Source organism: Variovorax sp. V35, from assembly GCF_041154465.1.
Lineage (GTDB): Bacteria > Pseudomonadota > Gammaproteobacteria > Burkholderiales > Burkholderiaceae_C > Variovorax > Variovorax boronicumulans.
In genome coordinates this window covers 3,210,033-3,230,437 of the sequence record NZ_AP028666.1, presented here as the reverse complement: position 1 = coordinate 3,230,437, position 20,405 = coordinate 3,210,033, and the positions used below count along the sequence as shown (strand labels likewise).

The 20,405-nt window shown below is 65.6% G+C and carries 19 protein-coding genes and 2 pseudogenes; 15 read left to right on the top strand and 6 right to left on the bottom strand.

Annotated features, from left to right (window positions below; translation table 11 throughout):
* Nucleotides 1–28: 28 nt before the first annotated feature.
* The 7 genes from ACAM42_RS14960 to ACAM42_RS14930 are packed head-to-tail and all read left to right on the top strand — an operon-like array spanning nt 29 to nt 4,887.
* Nucleotides 29–916 carry an ABC transporter substrate-binding protein gene (locus ACAM42_RS14960; protein WP_217493493.1) on the top strand — a complete coding sequence of 296 codons (888 nt, stop codon included), beginning with the start codon at nt 29–31 and terminating at the stop codon, nt 914–916.
* A complete protein-coding gene (locus ACAM42_RS14955; RefSeq protein WP_223301492.1) occupies nt 913–1,773 on the top strand; it encodes an amino acid ABC transporter permease in 861 nt (286 codons plus the stop codon). The genes ACAM42_RS14960 and ACAM42_RS14955 overlap by 4 nt, the downstream gene beginning before the upstream one ends.
* On the top strand, nt 1,770–2,588 hold the full coding sequence (locus ACAM42_RS14950; protein ID WP_369632484.1) for an amino acid ABC transporter ATP-binding protein: 819 nt from the start codon (nt 1,770–1,772) through the stop codon (nt 2,586–2,588). Before ACAM42_RS14955 ends, ACAM42_RS14950 begins: the two co-directional genes overlap by 4 nt.
* Nucleotides 2,585–3,025, top strand: coding sequence for a VOC family protein (locus ACAM42_RS14945; protein WP_062472293.1), 441 nt, complete (start codon nt 2,585–2,587; stop codon nt 3,023–3,025). The genes ACAM42_RS14950 and ACAM42_RS14945 overlap by 4 nt, the downstream gene beginning before the upstream one ends.
* A 20-nt stretch (nt 3,026–3,045) precedes the next feature.
* On the top strand, nt 3,046–3,696 hold the full coding sequence (locus tag ACAM42_RS14940) for a GntR family transcriptional regulator (RefSeq protein WP_062472295.1): 651 nt from the start codon (nt 3,046–3,048) through the stop codon (nt 3,694–3,696).
* A gap of 17 nt (nt 3,697–3,713) precedes the next feature.
* The gene (locus ACAM42_RS14935) at nt 3,714–4,016 is read left to right on the top strand and encodes a hypothetical protein (protein ID WP_175497133.1); all 303 of its coding nucleotides are present in this window, start codon (nt 3,714–3,716) and stop codon (nt 4,014–4,016) included.
* A 7-nt stretch (nt 4,017–4,023) separates the two neighbouring features.
* Nucleotides 4,024–4,887 (top strand): DMT family transporter, encoded by an 864-nt coding sequence (locus ACAM42_RS14930; protein WP_070064064.1) that lies wholly within the window; start codon nt 4,024–4,026, stop codon nt 4,885–4,887.
* Nucleotides 4,888–4,902: 15 nt separating this feature from the next.
* On the opposite strand, the pseudogene ACAM42_RS14925 reads toward ACAM42_RS14930, so the two are convergent.
* From ACAM42_RS14925 to ACAM42_RS14915, 3 genes and pseudogenes are all read right to left on the bottom strand, one after another.
* A pseudogene (locus tag ACAM42_RS14925) lies at nt 4,903–5,458 on the bottom strand (transposase); the annotation flags it as partial.
* Nucleotides 5,459–5,548: 90 nt separating this feature from the next.
* Nucleotides 5,549–6,817, bottom strand: a complete 1,269-nt coding sequence (locus ACAM42_RS14920) for an alpha/beta hydrolase family protein (protein WP_369632483.1) — start codon at nt 6,815–6,817, stop codon at nt 5,549–5,551.
* 15 nt (nt 6,818–6,832) lie between these two features.
* On the bottom strand, nt 6,833–7,891 hold the full coding sequence (locus ACAM42_RS14915) for an SDR family oxidoreductase (protein ID WP_369632482.1): 1,059 nt from the start codon (nt 7,889–7,891) through the stop codon (nt 6,833–6,835).
* 150 nt (nt 7,892–8,041) lie between these two features.
* Between ACAM42_RS14915 and ACAM42_RS14910 the strand changes: the two genes are divergently transcribed.
* Nucleotides 8,042–8,737 (top strand): TetR/AcrR family transcriptional regulator, encoded by a 696-nt coding sequence (locus ACAM42_RS14910; RefSeq protein ID WP_369632481.1) that lies wholly within the window; start codon nt 8,042–8,044, stop codon nt 8,735–8,737.
* Nucleotides 8,738–8,764: 27 nt separating this feature from the next.
* Here the strand turns inward: ACAM42_RS14910 and ACAM42_RS14905 are convergent.
* Both ACAM42_RS14905 and ACAM42_RS14900 read right to left on the bottom strand, forming a co-directional pair.
* A pseudogene (locus ACAM42_RS14905) lies at nt 8,765–8,956 on the bottom strand (GntR family transcriptional regulator); the annotation flags it as partial.
* Nucleotides 8,957–9,016: 60 nt separating this feature from the next.
* Nucleotides 9,017–9,970, bottom strand: coding sequence for a LysR family transcriptional regulator (locus tag ACAM42_RS14900; RefSeq protein WP_369632480.1), 954 nt, complete (start codon nt 9,968–9,970; stop codon nt 9,017–9,019).
* Between the two features lie 135 nt (nt 9,971–10,105).
* On the opposite strand from ACAM42_RS14900, the gene ACAM42_RS14895 reads away from it, so the two are divergent.
* Genes ACAM42_RS14895 through ACAM42_RS14865 form a run of 7 tightly spaced genes read left to right on the top strand, consistent with a single transcriptional unit; the run spans nt 10,106 to nt 17,816 of the window.
* Entirely contained in the window at nt 10,106–11,149 is a 1,044-nt protein-coding gene (locus tag ACAM42_RS14895) for a porin (protein WP_369632479.1), read from the top strand.
* A gap of 30 nt (nt 11,150–11,179) precedes the next feature.
* Nucleotides 11,180–12,154, top strand: coding sequence for a Bug family tripartite tricarboxylate transporter substrate binding protein (locus ACAM42_RS14890; RefSeq protein WP_369632478.1), 975 nt, complete (start codon nt 11,180–11,182; stop codon nt 12,152–12,154).
* A gap of 13 nt (nt 12,155–12,167) precedes the next feature.
* Nucleotides 12,168–13,679, top strand: coding sequence for an FAD-dependent monooxygenase (locus ACAM42_RS14885; RefSeq protein ID WP_369632477.1), 1,512 nt, complete (start codon nt 12,168–12,170; stop codon nt 13,677–13,679).
* Nucleotides 13,676–15,013: an amidohydrolase family protein gene (locus ACAM42_RS14880; protein ID WP_369632476.1), complete on the top strand. Its 1,338-nt coding sequence runs from the start codon at nt 13,676–13,678 to the stop codon at nt 15,011–15,013. Before ACAM42_RS14885 ends, ACAM42_RS14880 begins: the two co-directional genes overlap by 4 nt.
* Nucleotides 15,013–16,005 carry an alpha/beta hydrolase gene (locus ACAM42_RS14875; RefSeq protein ID WP_062472326.1) on the top strand — a complete coding sequence of 331 codons (993 nt, stop codon included), beginning with the start codon at nt 15,013–15,015 and terminating at the stop codon, nt 16,003–16,005. Before ACAM42_RS14880 ends, ACAM42_RS14875 begins: the two co-directional genes overlap by 1 nt.
* Complete coding sequence (locus ACAM42_RS14870; RefSeq protein ID WP_062472329.1) at nt 16,002–16,934, top strand: VOC family protein; 933 nt, start codon at nt 16,002–16,004, stop codon at nt 16,932–16,934. The genes ACAM42_RS14875 and ACAM42_RS14870 overlap by 4 nt, the downstream gene beginning before the upstream one ends.
* Nucleotides 16,935–16,955: 21 nt before the next feature.
* Nucleotides 16,956–17,816, top strand: a complete 861-nt coding sequence (locus ACAM42_RS14865) for a fumarylacetoacetate hydrolase family protein (protein ID WP_062472330.1) — start codon at nt 16,956–16,958, stop codon at nt 17,814–17,816.
* 298 nt (nt 17,817–18,114) lie between these two features.
* Here ACAM42_RS14865 and ACAM42_RS14860 read toward each other — a convergent pair whose 3' ends face one another.
* On the bottom strand, nt 18,115–20,037 hold the full coding sequence (locus ACAM42_RS14860) for a putative Ig domain-containing protein (RefSeq protein WP_369632475.1): 1,923 nt from the start codon (nt 20,035–20,037) through the stop codon (nt 18,115–18,117).
* Nucleotides 20,038–20,405: the final 368 nt, after the last annotated feature.

Below are 20,405 nucleotides of genomic sequence, written 5' to 3'. Positions count from 1 at the left end.
TCTCAAGAAATCACCGAGAAAGAAAATCATGCGAACGTTCATGTCATCTCTTCGGGCAACTCTGCTGCTGACGGCGTTGTCGCCGTTGTGCGGCCTTGCCCAGCCCGCGGCATCACCCGCCACCGAAGCGGCACGGGCCGTGCCCCCCGACGTCAAGGCGCGTGGCGTGCTGCGCGTGGGGTCGCAGCAGACCTTTCCTCCCGTCGAGTTTCGTGAACCCGGCGGCACCAGCGTCTCGGGCGTGAGCCGCGACCTGCTCGAGGACGTGGCGCGCCGTCTGGGCCTGAGGCTCGAATACATCCAGTCCGAGTACGCCTCCCTGATCTCCGGCGTGGAAGCCGACCGCTTCGACGTCGCCTCCGGCGGCATCAGCGACACGGAGGAGCGCGAACAGAAGCTCGACTTCGTGAACTACATGCAGTCCGGCGGCAGCATCCTGGTGCTGTCCGCCAACACCGACAAGCTCTCGACCATCGATGACTTCTGCGGCAAGGGGATCGCCACGATGCTCGGTGGACGCACCATCATGACCGCCGTGGAGGCGGCCTCGGAACGCTGCACGAAGAACGGCAAGGCACCGATCCGCGCTGAGCAGTTGCCCACCGCACCCGATTCACGCATGCAGCTGGATCTCAAGCGCGTCGACGGCTACATCGGAGACTACCCGGCACTCGTCTACATGGGCTCGCAGTTCCCGGGCAAGTACAAGGTCGTGGGCGGCAACTACATGCTCACGCCTTACATCACCTCATGGGGCTTCGCCAAGAGCAAGACCGGCCTGCGCGATGCGGTTCAGAAAGCCACGCAGAGCATGCTCGAAGACGGCACCTACAGAAAGATCCTGGACAAGTGGAATGTCGGCGGCGCCGCGCTGCCGACGATCAGCATCAACCTGCCCTCCAGCAAGCGCAAGTGAACTCCACTCCTACTTCCTCTGCATCGGCTGCGCTGCCGGTGCGCCGCGTGGTACACCGGCGCCAATGGGGTGCCTGGTGCTTCGGCGCGGTCGTGGTGCTGGCGCTGGCCTGGCTGGTCACGGCCGCGGTCGGCTCCAAGGTGATCGACGTCGGCGTGTTCGCCAGCTACGTGTTCAGCCGCAACGTGCTCATCGGTGCCGGCCATTCCGTGATGCTCGGCACCATCGCGCTGCTGCTGGCGGTGGCGGTCGGGCTGATCGTGGCCATGATGCGCGTGAGCGGCAACCCGATCCTCGTGGGCTTCGCCGCCAGCTACGTGTACTTATTTCGCGGGACGCCGATGCTGATCCAGCTGATCTTCTGGTTCAACGCGTTCCCGATCATGTTTCCGCAGCTGCATCTGGTGGTGCCGTTCACCGGCCTCGTGCTGCTGGACCTACCGATGACGCAGGTCATCACGCCCTACGCGGCGGCCCTGGCCGGGCTGAGCCTGGCCGAAGGCGCCTACATGGCCGAGATCATCCGCGGCGGATTCATCGCTGTGGACAACGGCCAGCGCGACGCAGCGCGCTCCATCGGCATGACGCACGGCATGATCATGCGCAAGGTAGTGATCCCGCAAGCGGCGCGCATCATCGTGCCTGCCACGGGCAACCAGTACATCATGCTGCTGAAGTCGACCTCGCTGGCCTCTGCCATCGGCTACCTCGAGCTGCTACGCATCTCCACCGACATCTACGCGGCTAACTTCCGGGTGGTCGAACTGCTGGCCGTGGCCGGGTTCTGGTATTTGGTCATGACCGCCTTCGCCACCGCCTTGCAAACGTCGCTCGAGAAGCGATTCCCACACCGATGACTACGCCCACCTCCCGCCCCGTCACGCAGGCCGTCCGCATGGTCGGCGTGACCAAGTATCGCGCCACGCAGGCCGTCCTGCGCGACGTGAGCTTCGATGTGTCCGAGGGCCAGGTCGTGGCTGTGCTCGGCCCGTCCGGCGCAGGCAAGTCGACGCTGCTGCGCTGCATCAACCATTTGGAAACCATCGACGGCGGCAAGATCTTCGTCAGCGGCGAACTCATCGGCTATCGCGAACGAGGCGACGCGCTGATCGAGTTGCCGGACAGCGAGATCAGCCGGCAACGCCGGCGCATCGGCATGGTGTTTCAGAGCTTCAATCTGTTTCGCCACATCACCGTTCTCGACAACGTGATGGCCGGTCCGGTCCATGTGCTGGGACAGACGAATGCCCAGGCCAGGGCACTGGCGATGGAGTTGCTGTCCCGCGTGGGCCTGGCCGAAAAGGCCGGCGCGTACCCGAACCAGCTCTCAGGCGGCCAACAGCAGCGCGTAGCCATCGCGCGGGCACTGGCGCTCAAGCCGCGGCTGATGCTGCTGGACGAGCCCACCAGCGCGCTGGACCCCGAGCTGTCGCATGAGGTGATTGCCGCCATCCGTCAGCTCGCGCTGGACGGCATCACGCTCATGATCGCCACGCACGAGATGTCGCTGGCGCGCGATTTCGCGCATCGGGTGCTGTTCATGGTCAATGGCGAGCTGGTCGAGGACCGGCCGGCACGCGACTTCTTCCAAGCCCCGCGGCACGAGCGCAGCAAGCAGTTCCTCGCGCACCACGCGGACGCCCCCGCTTCTTTGGAAACAACGGCTTCATGAAACAATTCTTCAAGACCCTCCACCATGTGTGCATCGTCGTGCACGATCTGGACAAGACGGTGAACTACTACGAAAAGCTCGGCGTGGGCCCCTGGTTCGACTACCCCAAGGCGGGGCCCTACGTCGAATTCGATGTGCCGAACCGGGCGGCCTCCGATGCCATGCGCTACAAATGCGTCGACCTCGACAATGTGCAGATCCAGATCTGCCAGCCTTCGGAACTCGATTCGCCGCAGCGGCGCTTCCTGGACCAGCATGGTGAAGGCGTGTATCACCTGGGCTTCGAGGTTGCGGATCGCGACGCAGCCGAGGCCGCCGCGCGTGCACGGGGCATTGGCGTGACCGCCCGGGGTGCACGTGCGGACGGCTCGGGCTTTGCCTACTTCGACACGCGTGCGCAGGCCGGGGTGGTACTAGAAGTGCGCAAGAGCGCTTGAACAATATTGCAGGAGGCCGAATGGCACTCAAGAAGACCGGCAACGACCTGATCGCCGGAGATGTTTTCCAGAAGCTGCGAACAAAGATCCTGACCCTGGACATCAAGCCGGGCTCACGGCTGGTGGAGGACGAGGTGTCGGCCTGGCTGGAAGCCGGCCGCACGCCCGTGCGCGAGGCGCTGCTTCGACTGCAGGGCGAAGGCCTAGTCAGTCGCGACCGCGGCTGGGTCGTCGAGGCCAGCGATCCTGCGTCGTTCCGGACCATCTTCGAGAGCCGCATCGCCATCGAGGGCTATGCCACGCGACTGGCTGCCGAACGCGCCACGCCTGCGGCGCTCGATGAGCTCGAACAGTTGGTCACCGAGATGGACCGCGGCGAGGAGCTGCCACGCAGCGAAATCAATCGGCTCAACCAGACATTTCATCGGCAGATCGTCGCACTCTCGGAGAACCCCTTCTTCGCCGAGTTGCACGAGCGCACGCAGTTTCAATACTGGAACCTGCGGCTGCCGGTGATCTTCATGAAGGACCAGCTGGGTCGTTCGTCCGAGCAGCATCATGCGATCCTCTCGGCATTGAAGGACCGCGATGGCGAGCGCGCGGAGCGCGCCACGCGCGAGCACATCCAGACGACGATGAGCATCGTCGCGGACGCGCTGCGCGACGACTGACGCCGAGACGACTGCCCATGCACGCCTGGCGCATCGCGGCCCGAAATACGCATCTGTACCCCGGCGCGAGGATGCAGGGCCTGGACCCGGCGCTGCGCCATGCCCTGCATGCCGGCGATACGGTCACCATCGAGTTCTCGGACCAGGGTGTCGCGCAGGGCGAGGTGCTGGCGTGCTCCGACCAGGGCTGGCACCTGGGGGCGCGGCCTCATACCACGATGGCGGGCACCACCGTCGCGGCCAAGCACTGGCTCATCGAGTGGGCGGGCGCGGACGACGACGACGCTGCGGGCATGCGCGTCAAGGCGCACCTGGCCTGAGCTTGCCGTGACCTCCTCCCATCGCCCCGCCGCGGGCGGCGCGCTGCTGGTCGCGGCCATGGCCGGCTTCGCGCTCTCGGACATGTGGGCCAAGGGACTGGCCAGCACTTTTCCCCCGTTCCTGCTGGCCTGGTTCCGCTACCTGGGCCTCTTCGCCCTGGTGTTGCCACTGGTGCTCACCAGGCCCGCCTTGCTGCGCACTGCCCAGCCGCGCCTGCAGGTGCTGCGCGCAGTGGCACTGGTTGGCTCCGCCCTCTTCTTTCTCTACGCGCTGCGATCGATACCGCAGGCCGAAGCGACGGCCATGGTGTTCGCGTCACCTCTATTCGTCATGCTGCTGGCGCGGGTGGTGCTCGGTGAGCGCGCAGACTTGCAGCGATGGCTGCCGGTGCTGTGCGGCTTCGCGGGAGTGCTGGTCGTGGTGCGGCCCGGTACGCTGGCCTTCGGCGGTGCCGAGATCTTTCCGATGTTGTCATCAATGTCCTGGGCATGCGCGGTCATCCTCACGCGCCGCCTGTCCGCCGCAGAGCACACCGCGACCACGGTGCTCTATTCATCCGCGATCGGTGTACTGGGCCTGAGTCTGTTGCTCCCGGCCATGGACTGGTCGCCCATCGGCACCGCCTGGTGGCGTCTGGCGCTCATGTCGCTCAGTTGGTGCGCCGCGCAATGGCTGGTGCTCCTGGCCTACCGCATTGCGCCGCCCTCGGCGATCGCGCCGTTTTCGTACTCACAGATGCTGTGGGCCGCCCTGCTCGGGTGGATGGTGTTCGGCCACTGGCCCGATGCGACCAGTTGGACAGGCATGGGCCTGATCGCACTGGGCGGAGGCTACGCAGCGCTTCAGACCCGGTTCATCCGGCGCCGATGAGAGGCGTCGCGCCTCACGGTCGGCACTGACGACTTCGCCCTGTTGTCTCTGAACGATCCGAGGGCGACCATAGCTTCGGCGGCTGACATCATGGATGACTGCCACCTTGGCGTCCAGAGCCTGGTTGGCCAGTGTGCTGGGGCTGGGCGGGCGCACGCGCCATTGGCAATAGCCGCTGCGAGACACGCCCAGGACTCGGCAAAGCCGGCTGACGGCGTACTGGTTGCGATGCTCGTCGATCCAGGCGTACTTCATCGCGCCCCCTGGCGAAGTACGACGTCACTTTTCGAAGGATTTCGACATCCAGCTTCACGTCGGCCAATTCCCTGCGCAGCCGGATGTTCTCAGCTTCCCGTTCACTGATTAGGCGACGCGCAGGCGCCTCACCAGACACTGCCGCGTCGCTGGCACCGGCCGATGCAATGCCTCGCCTGGACCAGTTGCCCAACGTGGCCACCGGCACACCAAGACGTCGTGCGGCCTCGTGGCCACCAACCGACGCCGCGAGCTTGACAGCCTGGGCTTTGAATTCCCCTTTGTACTGCCTCTTAGGCAGCTTACCTTCTCCCATCTCGATTCTCCGTACCTCTGAAGTTATCAATTTCTTGCTGTACGTGAAATCAAGGCAGGGTCAGGTAGAGCCGGTCTCAAAAAATGGTCGTCAGTGGTCGGATAGATTTTCCATCTTTAGTCGCCGCGTGAGCCAGTTTGCCGTGAACTCGAAGTGCTCACGCATGTTCGATTCCGCCGTGTGGCCGTCATCCCCGAACACCAGTTGGGTCACGTTGAAGCCTAGCGCTGCCAGAGCGGCGGGCTCGTCTCTGGAGACGAGATCTTCGTGCGCGCCGTTCACCATGAGAATGGGTTTGCGCAGCTGCGCCGCGGTCGGCATCTTCAACTGGCGCGAGAGCTGGAAGGCTTCGTAGTATTCGCACATCGCTTCACGCGGTGTGGTCTGCGGATTCATGTTCGCAAACACGGTGTAGGGCGCGACGATCCAGGCAGGCGCCACCTTGCAATGCGCTTGTCCAAAGCTCGCATCGCTGGGGCCGCCCACATTGACCACCGCCTTGTAGAGGTCGTTGCTCAGCCCGCCAAGCGTTCCCAGATAGCCGCCCATGCTCCATCCATACAAGGCCACCCGGCTTGCGTCCAGGTCGCTGCGGGCCTTGATGTAGTCCGCCACGGCGTCGAACATCACATGGGACTCCGGCCGGAACCCCAACTGGTTCTCCCCGGTGTCTGGGTTTTCCACAATGATGGTGGCGAAGCCCCGACCCATGAAGTAATCACTGTGCCGGATCATCTCGGTCTTCAGGTTGTCGAGGCCGCCGAGAATCACCAGCACCGGCAGTTTCTCGTTGCGACTTGTTCGTGCAGGCGGCGCCCGGAAGTAGCCGGTAAATTCTTTCGCGCCGGTCTTGAAGGCGATGCGCTGGAGCGGCTTTCCCATGAGCGCATGGGCTCGTTCGGTTGCCTGCAGATCGGCGGTGGGAACCCGCTTGGGAAGCCGGTTCATCCGCAGGTAGAAGGCGGCCTTCTTGTATTCGACCGATGCGGCAGCGTTGTTTCCTCGCGCTTCGGAGGCGCGGGCTCGTTCCAGGTGCAGTTGGGCGGGCTGGTTGAACGTCGCCTGCCAGATCGCCTGCGACGGCCCGGCGTGTTCCGGCAGCGCTGCGGCGATTTCGTCGAAGGTGCTTGCTTCGATGCCGGCGTCCTCGAGCCACCAACAGATGTTGAATTTGAACGAGGGGTGCATGCGGGCGATGCCCTGCGGATACTCCGCCTGCCCCTTGCTGCAGAACTCGGCCATGCTGTCCGCGGTCTTGGCGGCCGGGAGACTTCGGGCCGCAGATGCTTGCGGCGTTGCCGCGATGCAAAGAACAGCCGCGAAGGCTGTCGAGAGTTTCAGGATCAATCTGTTCGTCACGGTTTTTCCTCTTGTTCAGGATTCGGTTCGGGTCGGCACACCAGGCAGCCAGCCATTGCCGCGATACCAGGCGAGCGTGTCGGCCACGGTTTGCTCGATCGGGCGAAACTTCAGCTGAAGCTTCTGCTCGCTCTTGGTGTGGTTGAAATGGCTGCGCCCCGCCTCCTTGCGCATCAGCCGCACGGTGGCCAGGCTGAGCAAGATGGGCTTGCCTGTGGCCCGCGCATAGAGTTCCTGCACTGCCGCCAGCAGGTACAGGAGCGGAAAGGGCAAGTGGCGTGTCGGCGTGCGGATGCCCGCGATCTTTCCAACCAGGGGCACCAGTTCCTGCATCGTCATGTGGCGCCCGGCTGCCAGATAGCGCTCACCGCGCTGGCCGCGTTCCGCGGCAGAGATCTGCGCCTTGGCCACGTCGCGGGCATCGACAACGGAAAAGCTGCCCGGCACCAGCCCGGGCAGTTTGCCGAGCACCACATCGTTGACGAACTGTCCTGACGAGGTGGGACCGATGTCGGCCGGCCCCCACATCCATCCGGGCAGGACAAAGCTCGCGTGCATGTCCGGGTGCGCGCCCAGAAAGGCCAGCACGACCTGGTCGGCCATGATCTTGCTACGGTAGTAGTCGTCGCTGGCATCCGCCAGGTCGCGCAGGCAGGTCTCGTCCATGGGAACGCCCGGCTCGCCGTTCAGCACCGCGATGGACGAGGTCTGGACGAAGCGCCGGATGCCGGCACCGTAGGCCCGCTCGATGAGCTGCCGGGTGCCGTCCACGTTGATGCGCTTGAGCTCTGCCCAGTGGCTGCCGCCCTTGAAGTTGTCCCTGAAGAACGCGGCGGTGTGGAACACCACGTCGCACGCTTGCAGCTCGCTGGAGAACGCAGGCACGTCGGCCATGTCGCCCAGCACCAGCTCGACGCCTTTCACCCCCGCAAACTGCTGCTGGCCCTTGGCCTTCGAGCGAACCAGGGCCTTGACGAAGACGCCGCGCGCGACCAGCTCGCGCACGAGGTTGTTGCCGAGAAGGCCGGTCGCACCAGTGACGAACGCGGTCTTCAAGGGCTTCGGTTTTTCCATATCAATCGAACTTCAAAAATCAAACGAGTTTTGAATGTACCTTCACCGTTTCTAAATATCAAGTGATATTCAAACGTGGGATTCAGGACGGCGACCCGGAAGGAGGCGCTGGCAGGCGCTATTCAAAGTTCATGTGATATCTTTTCGACCATGACCCCGACGACAGCAAAAACGCGCCTGACCCGCGAGGAAAGCCGGGCGCAGACGCGCGAGCGCTTGATCGAAACCGCGCAGCACTTGTTTGTGTCGAACGGCTATGGGGGCGCGTCGATCCGCGACATCGCGGACAAGGCGGGCTACTCCCAAGGCGCCTTCTATTCAAACTTTTCGAGCAAGGAGGACGTCCTGCTGGAGTTGCTGCGGCGGCACATGGAAGCCGAAGCGCTGCAGCTTTTCAAGGTCATGGGCGACGAGCGGCAAGAGCCCGAGCAGATGCTTGCCGAGCTGGAAGCCTGGGCTTCCACACTCAATCACGATGCCGACTGGTGCATGCTTTCCATCGAGCTTCAGCTGCATGCCAACCGCAGTCGAAGCTTCGCGCAGGAGTACCAGAAGGTGTGGGACAAGCACCGGTCCGAAATCGGCGGCGTGATCGGGCAGTTGTTCGACAAGCTCGGGCGCACGCCTCCCGCCGCACCGGACGAGCTGGCCGCAGCCTTCATGGCCCTGTCGCACGGGCTGGCATTGCAGCGGATGAGCACTCGCCCCGATCCCTCGGGACGCCTGATCATGGTTTTCCTGCGCGGGCTGATCGCAGGCGCGCATGGCCTGGAAGCGGTCGCCGTCGCATCGGATGGCCCCGCTGCGCGCGAGCCGAAGAAGCGCGCTGCGAAAACCACGCGCTGAGCCGGGACAGGGACTCGGGCAGCCTTTTCAGGCAAGCAGCGCCTTCACCAGGTCGAGTTGGCGATCGGGCTTCTCGGTGCCCAGTTCGAGGCTGGCCTCGATGCATTCGAGGTGCTCGATCATGCAGGTCACGGCCGCTTCGCCCTTGCGGCACAGACGAAGAAAGTCGGAATGCTCGTCAGACGAGCAGTGCGGGTCGTTCGACGAGTGGTAGAGCACAGTGATCCCGGCACCCTCGCCCCGCTGCAATGCGCAGCCTGGGGCATTCGAAGGGCTACGTCATTTCTCGCTCACCCCTCTGACACGCTTCGTTGTCGCCCGGCTCGACGGCAGGCCCTGCGCAACTTCAAGCAGCAAGCTGCGCAGCCAAGCGATCGCAGGATCGCGCTCCTGGTACTTGTGCCATTGCATGTGCTCTGCAAACGCAGGGATCTCCACCGGACACTCGACGACGCGCAGCGGAAAGCGCTCGGCGATCTGCTGCGCCAGCCGTGTCGGCAGCGTGGCGATGCGCGGCGTTCCGACCAACAGCGGCGGCACCAGGGTGAAGCTGGGCGCGATGACGTCCTGCCTGCGGGCGCGCTTGCCCACGGCGATCAACTGCTGGTCATAGGTCAGGCGCCGACCACCGCCCCACTCGACACCGATGTGCGAGGCCTCGAAATACTGCTCCGCCGTGAGCTTCTTCGTCATGCCGAAATGCTCGGGACTCACGAGACATGAAAACGTGTCCTCGAACAACAACTCGGAAGGATGCCCGGGCACGATGGCGAACTGCGGCGTGATGAGCAGCTCGATCTCTCCGGCCTGCAACAGGTCGCGAGACTGCGGGCTTCTGGCGCGCAGGTCGAACTCCATCCGAGGCGCTGCGCTGGCCGCACGCCTGACCACCTCCGACAGCAACACCGAGATGACGTAGTCCGAGGAATCGATGACGAAGCGCCGCTGCGAGGTGGTCGGGTCGAACGTCGGCTGCGCCCGGGCGATGGCCTGCACACGCAGGAGCACGTCGTGGACCGGTTTGACCAGTTCGGCAGCCAGCGGCGTGAGGACGAATGACTTGCCGATCGGCTGCAGCAACTCGTCCTTGAAGTACTCGCGCAGGCGCCGCAAAGACAAGCTGGTCGCAGGCTGGCTGAGGAAGACGCGCTCCGAGGCGCGCGTCACGCTGCGGGTGGTCAGGAGTGCGTCGAGCACGACGAGGAGATTCAGGTCGAGTTTGTCGAATCGCATGTCGGTTCTTCCATTTGCGCGGCAAATGACAATACTTTAAACAATTCATTTGTCGCATGGATGTGGGCTGCGAACAATCGAGCCCATCGAGGGACGCCTCGGTCCGTCACCTCACTCACCCGGAGACAAACAAGAATGACCTCATCGCTCGCGCGGCATGCAGCTGCGCCAAGATCCGGCTTGCGCCGTTCGCCTGCCAGGCACATCCATCTGGTGGCCGCGTGCGCGGCATGGGCTGCCACGAGCGCGGGCGCCCAGAGCTCCATCACCCTGTCCGGAAAGGTGGAAATGTCCGTCGACCACCTGCGCATCTCCTCGCCCAACGGCAGCTCCCGCACGCTGACGGCGCTGTCCAGCGACTCGTCGCGCCTGATCTTCGAAGGCGTCGAGGACCTGGGTGGCGGCTGGGGCTCGAAGTTCAAGCTCGATCATGGCTTCAACGCAGACACCGGCACTGTGGGTTTCGGCGGAATCTACTTCGGCCGCGAGGCCATGGTTGGGCTGGTGACGCCCTATGGCGAATTGCGGCTGGGTCGCAACTACATCCCCATGGACGACCTCACCGGGCCGCTCGATCCCTTCTACTTCACCGGCATCGGCGCAGCCTGGCCGATGACCCTCTTCACGCCGCGCATCAACAATTCGGTCAAGTACCTCAGCCCGCGCATGGGCGGCTTTCAAGTGCGTGCGCTTGCCAGTGCCAGCGAAGGCGTCAGGGGTGCGCAATACACCGGCCTGGGCGTCTCTTACAACGACACGAATTTCGACCTGCACGCGGCCTACACCATCCAGAAGAACGCGGTGCCCGCCGGCGATCGCAAGGAATTCATGGTGGGCGGCGACTACAAGTTCGGCGGTCCACGCCTGACCGGTTTCTACATCCAGCGCAACGATCCGGGCCAACCCCGACGTTCCTCGGCATTGGTCGGCACAAACTGGCCGCTCGGCGCCGGTGAAATCCGCGCGAGCTACCTGGTCGAGCGGCAAGGGGCAAGCAAGGCCTCCAGAGTCGCCCTCCAGTACATGCACTTCCTCTCTCGGCGCACGGCCGTCTTTGCCGGCATCGCACGCCTGAACAATGGCGCGGGCTTCTCCGAAACACTGAATCCAGCGCTGCCCGTTCTCGCCAAGGGCGAAGACGTCATGGGCACGCAACTCGGCGTTCGCCACAGCTTCTGACGCGGCCCTTCAAGAAAAAAGGAAATCCCAATGAGACGAGCCTTCCTGACCTTCTGCGTCGCAGCCACCGCACTGCTGGCGCTCACGCCAGCCTTCGCGCAAGAGACGGCGTATCCCAACAAGCCCATCCATGTCGTGTTTCCCTATCCTGCGGGCTCTTCGCTGGAAGTGGTGGGACGCCTGGTCTCGGAACGCGCCTCGCGCATCCTCGGCCAACCGATCGTCTTCGAGAACAAGGCCGGCGCCAACGGCATCCTCGGAACCACCCAGGTGGCCCGGGCCAAGCCGGACGGCTACACGCTGGCACTGACGACGACCTCGGCCCTGCTCCTAAACAGCCTGCAGCGCAAGGACCTGCCCTACGACCCGGTGCGCAGCTTCACGCCGGTCATTGCCGTCGCTGACATCCCGGTGGGCCTGATCGTCAGCTCGCGGCTGCCCGCGACCGACCTGCGCGCACTCGTAGAGCAGCTGAAGAAGCAGCCGGGGCAGCCCTATGCGAGCGTCGGCATCGGCTCCTTCAACCACTTGCTGATGGAGCAGTTCAAGGCGGTGGCGGGCGTGGACATGCTCCACGTGCCCTACCAGGGCGCCGCGCCCATCATCCCTGAACTGCTCAGCGGTCGCGTGGACGTGACGGTGCTTAGCGTCGGGTCGGTGCTGGGGCAATGGAAAGCGGGACAGGTGCGGGTGCTGGCCTTCATGTCGGACAAGCGCCTGGCATCGCAGCCGGGCGTTCCGACGATGACGGAAGTGTTCCCGTCGTTCCGCCCGTTCAGCAACTGGATGGGCTTCGTCGCACCGGCGAACACGCCGGAGCCGATCGTGCGCAAGCTCAACGCCGCCTTCGCCCAGGCGCTTCAGCTGCCGGAGGTGCGCAAGAAGATCGAGGAAGAACAGTGGCGCGTCATGGGCGGCTCGCCGCAAGACCTGGCGCGCCTGATTTCGAATGATCGCCCGATGGTCGAAGCGGCCATCAAGGCAGCGGGCATCCAGCCTGAATAGGGAGCAAACAAACATGCAGTCATGGGATGTCATCGTGGTGGGGGGTGGCCCTTCGGGCTTGACACTCGCCGCCGAACTGGCGGGTGCGGGCGCGAAGACGCTGGTGCTCGAACGCAGGACCGAGGGCGTGCAGTCGCGGGCGGGGACCATCCTGCCGCGCGTGCTCGAGTTGTTCGATGCGCGTGGCATTGCGGATCGGTTCATCGAGCGCACGCGCGAGATCGTGCCGTACCCGTTTCGGCCTTCGCACATATGGGCCGGCTTTCATCCGATTCGCTGGCAGTACCTGGAAAGCCGATTCGGCTTCACACTGGGATTGCCACAGAACTTCACCGAAGAAATCCTCTGGCAATGGGCGACCGAGAGCGGCGCGCAAATTCGCCGCGGCACGGAACTGCAGTCCTTCGAGCAGGATGGCAGCGGCGTGACCGTGTCGGTCACCGATGCCCAGGGGGCACCAGCGACGCTGCGCGCGCGCTACCTCGTCGGCGCGGACGGCGGCCGCAGCACGGTGCGCTCCGGTGCCGGCATCCCGTTCGATGGCCATTCCGGCACCTTCCGCGGCATCGTCATCGATGCGCACCTGGATGCGCCCTGGCCCGGAGGACGCATCAACGTCGACAACGAGATGGGCTGGGTGCGCGGTTACGCCTTCGGTGAAGGCATCACCCGTTTCAACATCGTCCATCGCGACCGACGCATGGCACCGAAGGATGAACCCGTCACCCTGGAAGAAGCGCTGAAATGCATCGCGGACGTGCACGGCACCGACTACGGCATCACCAGCCACCGCTGGGCATCGCGCTTCGACGACCAGATGCGTTCGGTGCCGTCGCTGCGAAAGGGTCGCGTGTTCCTGGTGGGCGAGTCGGCCCGCATCCACTATCCAGCCAGCGGCGTCGGCATGAACTTCTGCCTGCAGGATGCCTTCAACCTGGGGTGGAAGCTGGCCAACGTGGTCAACGGCCATGCCGATGAGTCGACACTGGACAGCTACGACGCGGAGCGCCTGCCTGTCATGCGCGCCCTGCTGGAGAGCGTCAAGGCGCAGTGTGTGCTGCAGTTCAACTTCGACGAAAGCGGCCTCACACTCAAGCGGCGCATGGCCGAGCAGATCATTCCGCTGCCGGACGTGCAGCGCAAACTGGTGCTGGAGTTGTGCGGGCTGGAAGCGCCGTATCCGCACGAAGCAGGCAACCACGCGCTGACCGGTTGCCGCCTACCCGACTTCGACCTCCTCACGCTCGACGGCCGGTCGCTTCGGCCGGCCGAGCTCCTGCGCGATCGCAAGTTCCTGCTGCTCGACCTGGAAGGCCAGAGCCGCCAGTTCGAAGCGCTGCAGCGCGCTGGCCTGCCCTTGAGCGTCGTCAGCGCCCGCGTCGGCCGCGTACCGGCAGAGATGGACGGCGTGACGGGCATCCTGGTGCGCCCGGACGGCTACGTCGCCTGGGCCAGCAGCGCCTTGGCACGGGCCGGTGAGGTCGAGGCGCAACTGGGCCACTGGCTCACGCGGAGCAAGCCGTGAACACCCACCGCACCCTCCTGGCCGGTGGCTGGGTCCTGAGCATGGACCCCACCATCGGCGACCTGCGCCGCGGCGACGTCCTGATCGAAGGCGAGCGCATCGTCGCGGTCGCCCCCCACATCGAGACCGAAGCGGCCGAGCGCATCGACGCGCAACGCATGATCGTCATGCCGGGCTTCGTCGACACCCATCGGCACACCTGGCAAACCTGCGTGCGGCATCGCTATGCGGACATCGATCCTCAGATCTACTTCGCGGAAATGCTCGGGGCCAAGGGCTCTGCTTTCCGCACCGAGGACGTCTATGCCGGCACCCTGCTGGGCGCGGTGTCGGCCCTGGACAGCGGGACGACCACGATGCTGGACTGGTCGCATGTCCAGAACACACCGGAGCATGCGGACGCCGCCATCCTAGCCCTGCGCGACGCCGGCATCCGGGGGGTCTTCGCCCATGGCTGGCCGCTGGTCGAGGGGCATTCCTGGATGTTCGACAGCGAACGCGGTCATCCGCAGGACATCCGCAGGCTGCGCAGCCAGTACTTCTCTTCGGACGACCAGTTGCTGACGCTGGCGATGGCCGGGCGCGGCCCGGAAATGGCACGCCGCGAGGTCTGGCTGCAGGACCTGCGCCTGGCGCGCGAACTAGACATTCGCTCCACCATCCACATGGGCGCGTATGCGCGCAATGCACCGGTCCGCGCGATCGCCCAGATGCACCAGGCCGGCGTGCTGGGCGACGACCTTACCTTCGTTCATTGCTGCTTCTGCGGGGACGACGAACTGGCCATGATGGCCGACGCGGGCGTGACGGCCTCGTTGGGCGTGCACTGCGAACTGAACGCGCAGGGAATCGGCGATATCCCATTCGACCGGTTGCTGGCCGCCGGGATCCGTCCCAGCCTGAGCGGCGATACCGAAACGAAATGCGCTGGCGACATGTTCACGCAGATGCGCCATGCCTTTGCGCACTACCGCTCCTGGATGGGTGGCGGCCATTCGAAGGCCGCGAACGCACCACCGACCATCACTTTGCGTGACGTGCTCGAGTTCGGCACGATCGCCGGTGCAAAGGCCACGGGGCTGGCGCACAAGACGGGATCGCTGACGCCGGGCAAGCAGGCCGACCTCATTCTGGTGCGGCAGGACGACCTGAACCTCACCCCCGTGTCCGACGCCGTCGGGGCCATCGTGCTGGCCGCCCATCCAGGCAATGTCGATTCCGTCTACGTCGCCGGACGCGCGGTGAAGCGCAATGGCCGCATGCTGCACATCGATGTCGACGCGCTGCGCGCCCGCGCCTTCGACTCGCAACGACACGTGCTGGGGGAGATGTGATGCCGGCCATGCCGCAGCTTGATCCCCAACTCGCCGTGGTGGTTGCTGTCCTGCAGGCACGCGGTGCGCCCCCACCGTTCAGCGGCACGCCGGACGAGGCGCGCGGTCGCATGCGCGCCGCGGTCCTTGCCGCGCGCGAGCGCTCCGGATTGCCGGATGTGCAGTCTGCGGAGGACACCGTTGCCGCGCACGCAGACGTGCGCGTTCCGGTGCGCGTGTACCGCCCGCATTCGCACAGGCCGTCGCTGCCGACCGTCGTCTTCTTCCACGGCGGCGGCTTCGTGCTCGGAAGCGTCGAGCTGATGGACGACATCGCGCGCAAGCTGTGTCGCGACATCGAGGCGGTGGTGGTGTCCGTGGACTATCGACTCGCGCCGGAGCATCCCTTTCCCGCCGCGCACGACGACGCGCTGGCTGCCACTTTGTGGGCGCTGGCCAACGCCGTGGCCCTCGGTGGCGATCCCGCGTGCGTGGCCGTGGCCGGGGAAAGCGCGGGCGGCAATCTCGCTGCCTCGTCGGCTATCCAGGTTCGCGACCGCGGCTTTGCGCTCGCGGGTCAGCTGCTCATCGTGCCCGGCGTCGATTTCGCACGCGACACGGTCAGGCTCGAGAGAAACGATGGGTGTGCGTATCCAATGCTCACGCCGCACGACCTGCGGGAGGTGGCGCGGCTCTACCTGGGCACGGCAGCGGACCGTGCGACGGACTTTCCTCCGTCTCCCCTGCACTGCGCAGACTTGGGCGACTTGCCCGCCACGGTCATTGCCGTGGCAGGGTGCGACCCCCTGTACAACGAGGGGCTGGCCTATGCGGCGCGGCTGCAGGCGGCTGGCATTGCCACGCAGGTGCTGCGCTACGAAGACATGTTCCATCCCTTCTTCGGGTTCTTCGAGGTCTCAGAGGCTGCACGGCGCGCCAATGACGAAATTTGCAGCTGCTTCGCAGCGACCCTGCGTGCCCGCCCCGACGACACAAAGGAGGCTGAGGTATGAATCAAGCCCCCCATGCGTCGGTCCATTCGGTCGACCGCTTCGTGTTCAGCGTGCCCGACCTGCATGAGGCCGAGCAGTTCTACCGCGCCTTCGGCCTGGACGTGCGCCGCGAAGGCAACCGCCTGGCGCTGCACACCTTCGGCCATCCGCATTGCTGGGCCTGGGTCCATGCATCGGGCCGGTCGAAGCAGCTCGAGTACGTGCGCTATGGCGTGCATGCGCATCAGCTGGATGCCTTGCGGGAACGCATTGTCACGGCTGGCCTCGAGGCACAGCCGCACCCGCTGGGCGATGCCGAGGGCGTCTGGCTGCGCAACCCGGACGGCACACACCTTCAGCTCGTGGCAGCGTCGAAGGTGTCGCCCTCGCACAAGTCCCGCCCGGTCGTGACACCGCCCGTCGCACCGGGCCATGGCGCCGCGCCAGCGCGCAGCCGCGCGCTGCAGGTTCGCCCCCGTTACCTGTCGCACGTACTTTTCTTCACGCCCGACGTGCCGCGAATGATCCGCTTCTCGCAGGAAATCCTGGGCCTGCGGTTGTCCGATCATTCCGGCGACTTGATCGCCTTCCTGCATGGAGCCCATGGCTCCGATCACCATCTGGTGGCCTTCGCAAAGTCGCACGCGGCCGGCCTGCACCATTCGAGCTGGGACGTGGGCAGCATCGACGAGGTCGGGCGCGGCTCCGAGCAGATGCGCAATGCCGGCCATGGGCGAGGCTGGGGCGTGGGGCGGCACGTGCTCGGGTCGAACTACTTCTACTACGTGCGCGATCCGTGGGGCAGCTATGCCGAGTATTCGCACGACATCGACTACGTGCCGGCCGACAGCGAGTGGCCCGCGGCAGACCATCCGCCAGAAGACTCGCTGTATGTGTGGGGGCCTTCGCTGCCCCCCGATTTCATCACCAACCTGGAGCAGCCGGCATAAGCCGGCCTTGAAAGCCACACCATGAGACTCATCGCCTTTATCGCCAGCAACGGCCTGCCCGCCTTGGGGCTGCGAACCGGTTCGCAGGTCGTCAACCTCACCGAAGTCGGATTGCCGTCGACGCTGGACGCGCTGCTCAAGCACCCCGACGGACTGAGCGCAGTGAAGGATGCCGCCGCCCGCGCGACGCAGCACCTGGCGTTCGCCGAGCTGAAACTGCTGCCGCCGCTTCAGAACCCCTCCAAGGCCTTCGCCATCGGCCTGAACTACGTCGATCACGCCTCGGAAAGCAACTTCGAGCCGCCCAAGCACCCGGTCCTGTTCCAGCGCTTTCCCTCTTCATGGGTCGCACACGGCGAGCCCCTGGTGCGCCCGCGGGTCTCCACGCAGTTCGACTATGAGGCGGAACTCGTGGCCATCATCGGTAAGGCAGGCCGCTACATCGCCAAGGAGGATGCGCTGGCGCACGTGGCCGGTTACGCCATTTTCAACGAGGGTTCCATCCGCGACTACCAGTTCCGCTCCGGCCAATGGCTGTGGGGAAAGAACTTCGATCGCAGCGGCGGCTTCGGCCCCGAATTCGTCACAGCGGACGAACTGCCGGCAGGCGCCACCGGCCTGCAGCTGACCTGCCGACTGAACGGCGAAGTGCTGCAAAGCGCCAACACGCGCGACATGATCTTCGACGTAGCGACCCTCGTTGCCGCGTGCTCGGAAGGCATGGAATTGCAGCCGGGCGACATGATCATCACCGGTACGCCCTCGGGCGTGGGTCTGGCGCGCACGCCGCAGGTCTGGCTTAAGCCGGGCGACGTCTGCGAAGTGGAGATCGAAGGCATAGGCATTCTGCAAAACCCCGTGATCGACGAAGTGTGGGCCTGAGGCCTGATCGTCCTCCCCCGCTACCGCGGGAACAATGGGCAGGCGTGCCGCGCGCAAATGGGGAGCGGCTCGTTTTTGACGGACAGCTCCTCTCAAGCCGAGCCTCTCGAACGTCGGCAACCCATTTGAAGGGGGGCATACCCCAAGGGCGGCTATGCAGCGATTGCCGACATCCCTCGGCCCCGCGCGAATGGGCACTATCGGCCAGAACCGGACGGTCGACCACTTCCCCAAAATCGCCAGATAACCGACGTTCGCAGGCCAGGAGAGCGGCCGTTCGCTTGTGACACGGCAAGGCCTAGGGCAGGAAGCGCTCCACCGCGTCGACTTCGCCGGCAGGGTTGGAGAACCCGCCGACAACCAGGACGGAGCCATCGCTGAGCAAGACCGCGGAGGCGGCACTGCGCCCGGTGGACATCGAACTCGCCGACGTCCAGACGTCGAAGTCGGGGTTGTAGATTTCTGCGGTGGCCAGGCGAACGCCGCCACTGCCAGTACCGCCCGCGAGCAACACGCGGCCATCGGCCAGCGTCGTCATCGTCGGAAGGGAGCGCGTGCTGGAAAAAACGCTCGCCGTCCAGCCCGACGTGGCGACGTCGAAGCGCATCGCGGTGCTGCTGCCATCGCCCATCGCAAGCACGTCGCCGTCCGCCAGCAGCACGGAGGTGTATACGTTGGCGGCGGGCACGGTGCCAGCAACAGGCGTGGTGGCACCGTTGTCGTTGACAGGGAACCGTTCGGCGGAGGTCACGAACCCGTTTCGGTTGACGCCGCCGATCACCAGCACTTCATTGCCGCCCGGCAGCAGCTGCGCGGCATGCTGAGCGCGTGGGGACGACAACGGCGTGGCCATGGAGGTCCAGGTGTTGAAAGCCGGGTCATACAGCTCGGCCGTCTGCGAAAAGGTCAAACTGGGAATCCGGCTGTAGCCACCGATGACAAGGACCTTGCCATTGGGCAGCAGTGTGCTTGTGGCCCGCGTGCGCGCCTCGGCCATGCTCGCGGCGAGCTGCCAGGTATCGGCGACCGGGTCGTAGATTTCGGCGGCCGCAACGGGGGAGATGCCCGCACCGTCGCCGCCGGCGACCAGCACGCGTCCGTCGGGCAGCACGGTCGCCGATCCGTCGGAGCGAGGCGTCAACATGGGCGCGGCCGCGGTCCAGCTGTTGCCCGCCGGGTCGTAGACGAGGACCGACGCGGTCACGCCGGAGGCCGTGAACCCGCCGATGACCAGCGCTTTGCCGCTTTGCAGGCGCACGACCGGCGCGTAGTGACGTCCGGTCGGCAGAACCGCTTGCGAAACCCAGCTGCCACTTCCGGTGACCGCAATCCGCACCTGCGCCTGCGCCGAGCCCGCGCTGTTGCTGGCCGTGACCGTGTATGTCGTCAGCGGTTGGATGGCCGCCGGCGTGCCGGTGATCGCACCGGTCAGCGCGTTGAGGCTCAGGCCGCCGGGCAGCGCCGGCATCACCGAGAACGCCGAGGGCGTGCCGCCGATCACCAGCGCTGTGTTGGGAACGATGACTTGCGCCGTGGCGTAGAGCGCGCGCGGCGTGGCATACGCCACGCTGGCAGGCGCCGCCAGCGGCGCCTGGACTGCCAGCTGCAACGTGACCTCGGCCGATCCGGCCGCGTTGGTGCCGGTGACGGTGTAGGCCGCGTCCGCCGCGGCGGCGGTGGGTGTTCCGCTGATCACGCCGGTCTGCGGGTCGAGCAGCAGCCCCGCGGGCAAGGCCGGCGCGATGCTGTAGCCGGTGATCGGACCGCCGCTGCTGGCGGGCGCGTTGGCCGCGATGGCCTGGCCCACGGTGTAGATCGCGGCGCTTTCACGGTAGGTCAGCCCGGACGGCGCGGCAGGCGTGCTGCGCACCTCGATCTGCACGCGGGCCGTCGCGCTGCCGCCCGCGTTCTCGGCGGTCACCACGTACACGGCGGATGCGGCAACGGCGGTGGGCGCTCCGCTGATGACGCCCGTGCCCGCGTCGAGCGCCAGGCCCGCCGGCAACGGCGGCGCCACGGCATAGCGCTCGACGGCGCCGCCGCTGGCGGTGGGCCGATTCGGCACGATGGCCTGCCCGACCTCGTAGACCGCGGAGGTCATGGCATAGCTCAAGCCCGCGGGCGGCTGCGTGAGGTTGAGCCCGAAGCCGACGAAGCTCGCGCCGCCCGAGCCGCCGCCGCAGCCGGACAAGGCCACGAGGCAGCCCAGCCACAGGGCCATTAGCCAAAGCCAAACGGATTGAGCGCGGAGCAATCGCGCCCTTGCAGTAATGCTCCCCATGATCACCCTGGTTACATTTTGTAAGGCGGCGATCCTATGCAACTCGCTACCGAGGGGCAATACCCGAAAACAGGTAGATGGCCGGCATCTTGAGGTCTGCTTTCGAGAAGACGCTACGTCAGCAGCCGCTGCACAGCCGCCTGCGTCCCCAACAAGCGCCGGTGTTCCTCATCCGAGTCAGTTAAAGGAAGAGTCGCGTGCGGGTGGTGAAGCCTGGCTGGCGCCGACGTCCACACGGCGACCAGAGCGTGCGTGCTCGCGTCAGCGGGCCATGCGGGACACTCGGCGACAGCAAACTCAGCGTCGCC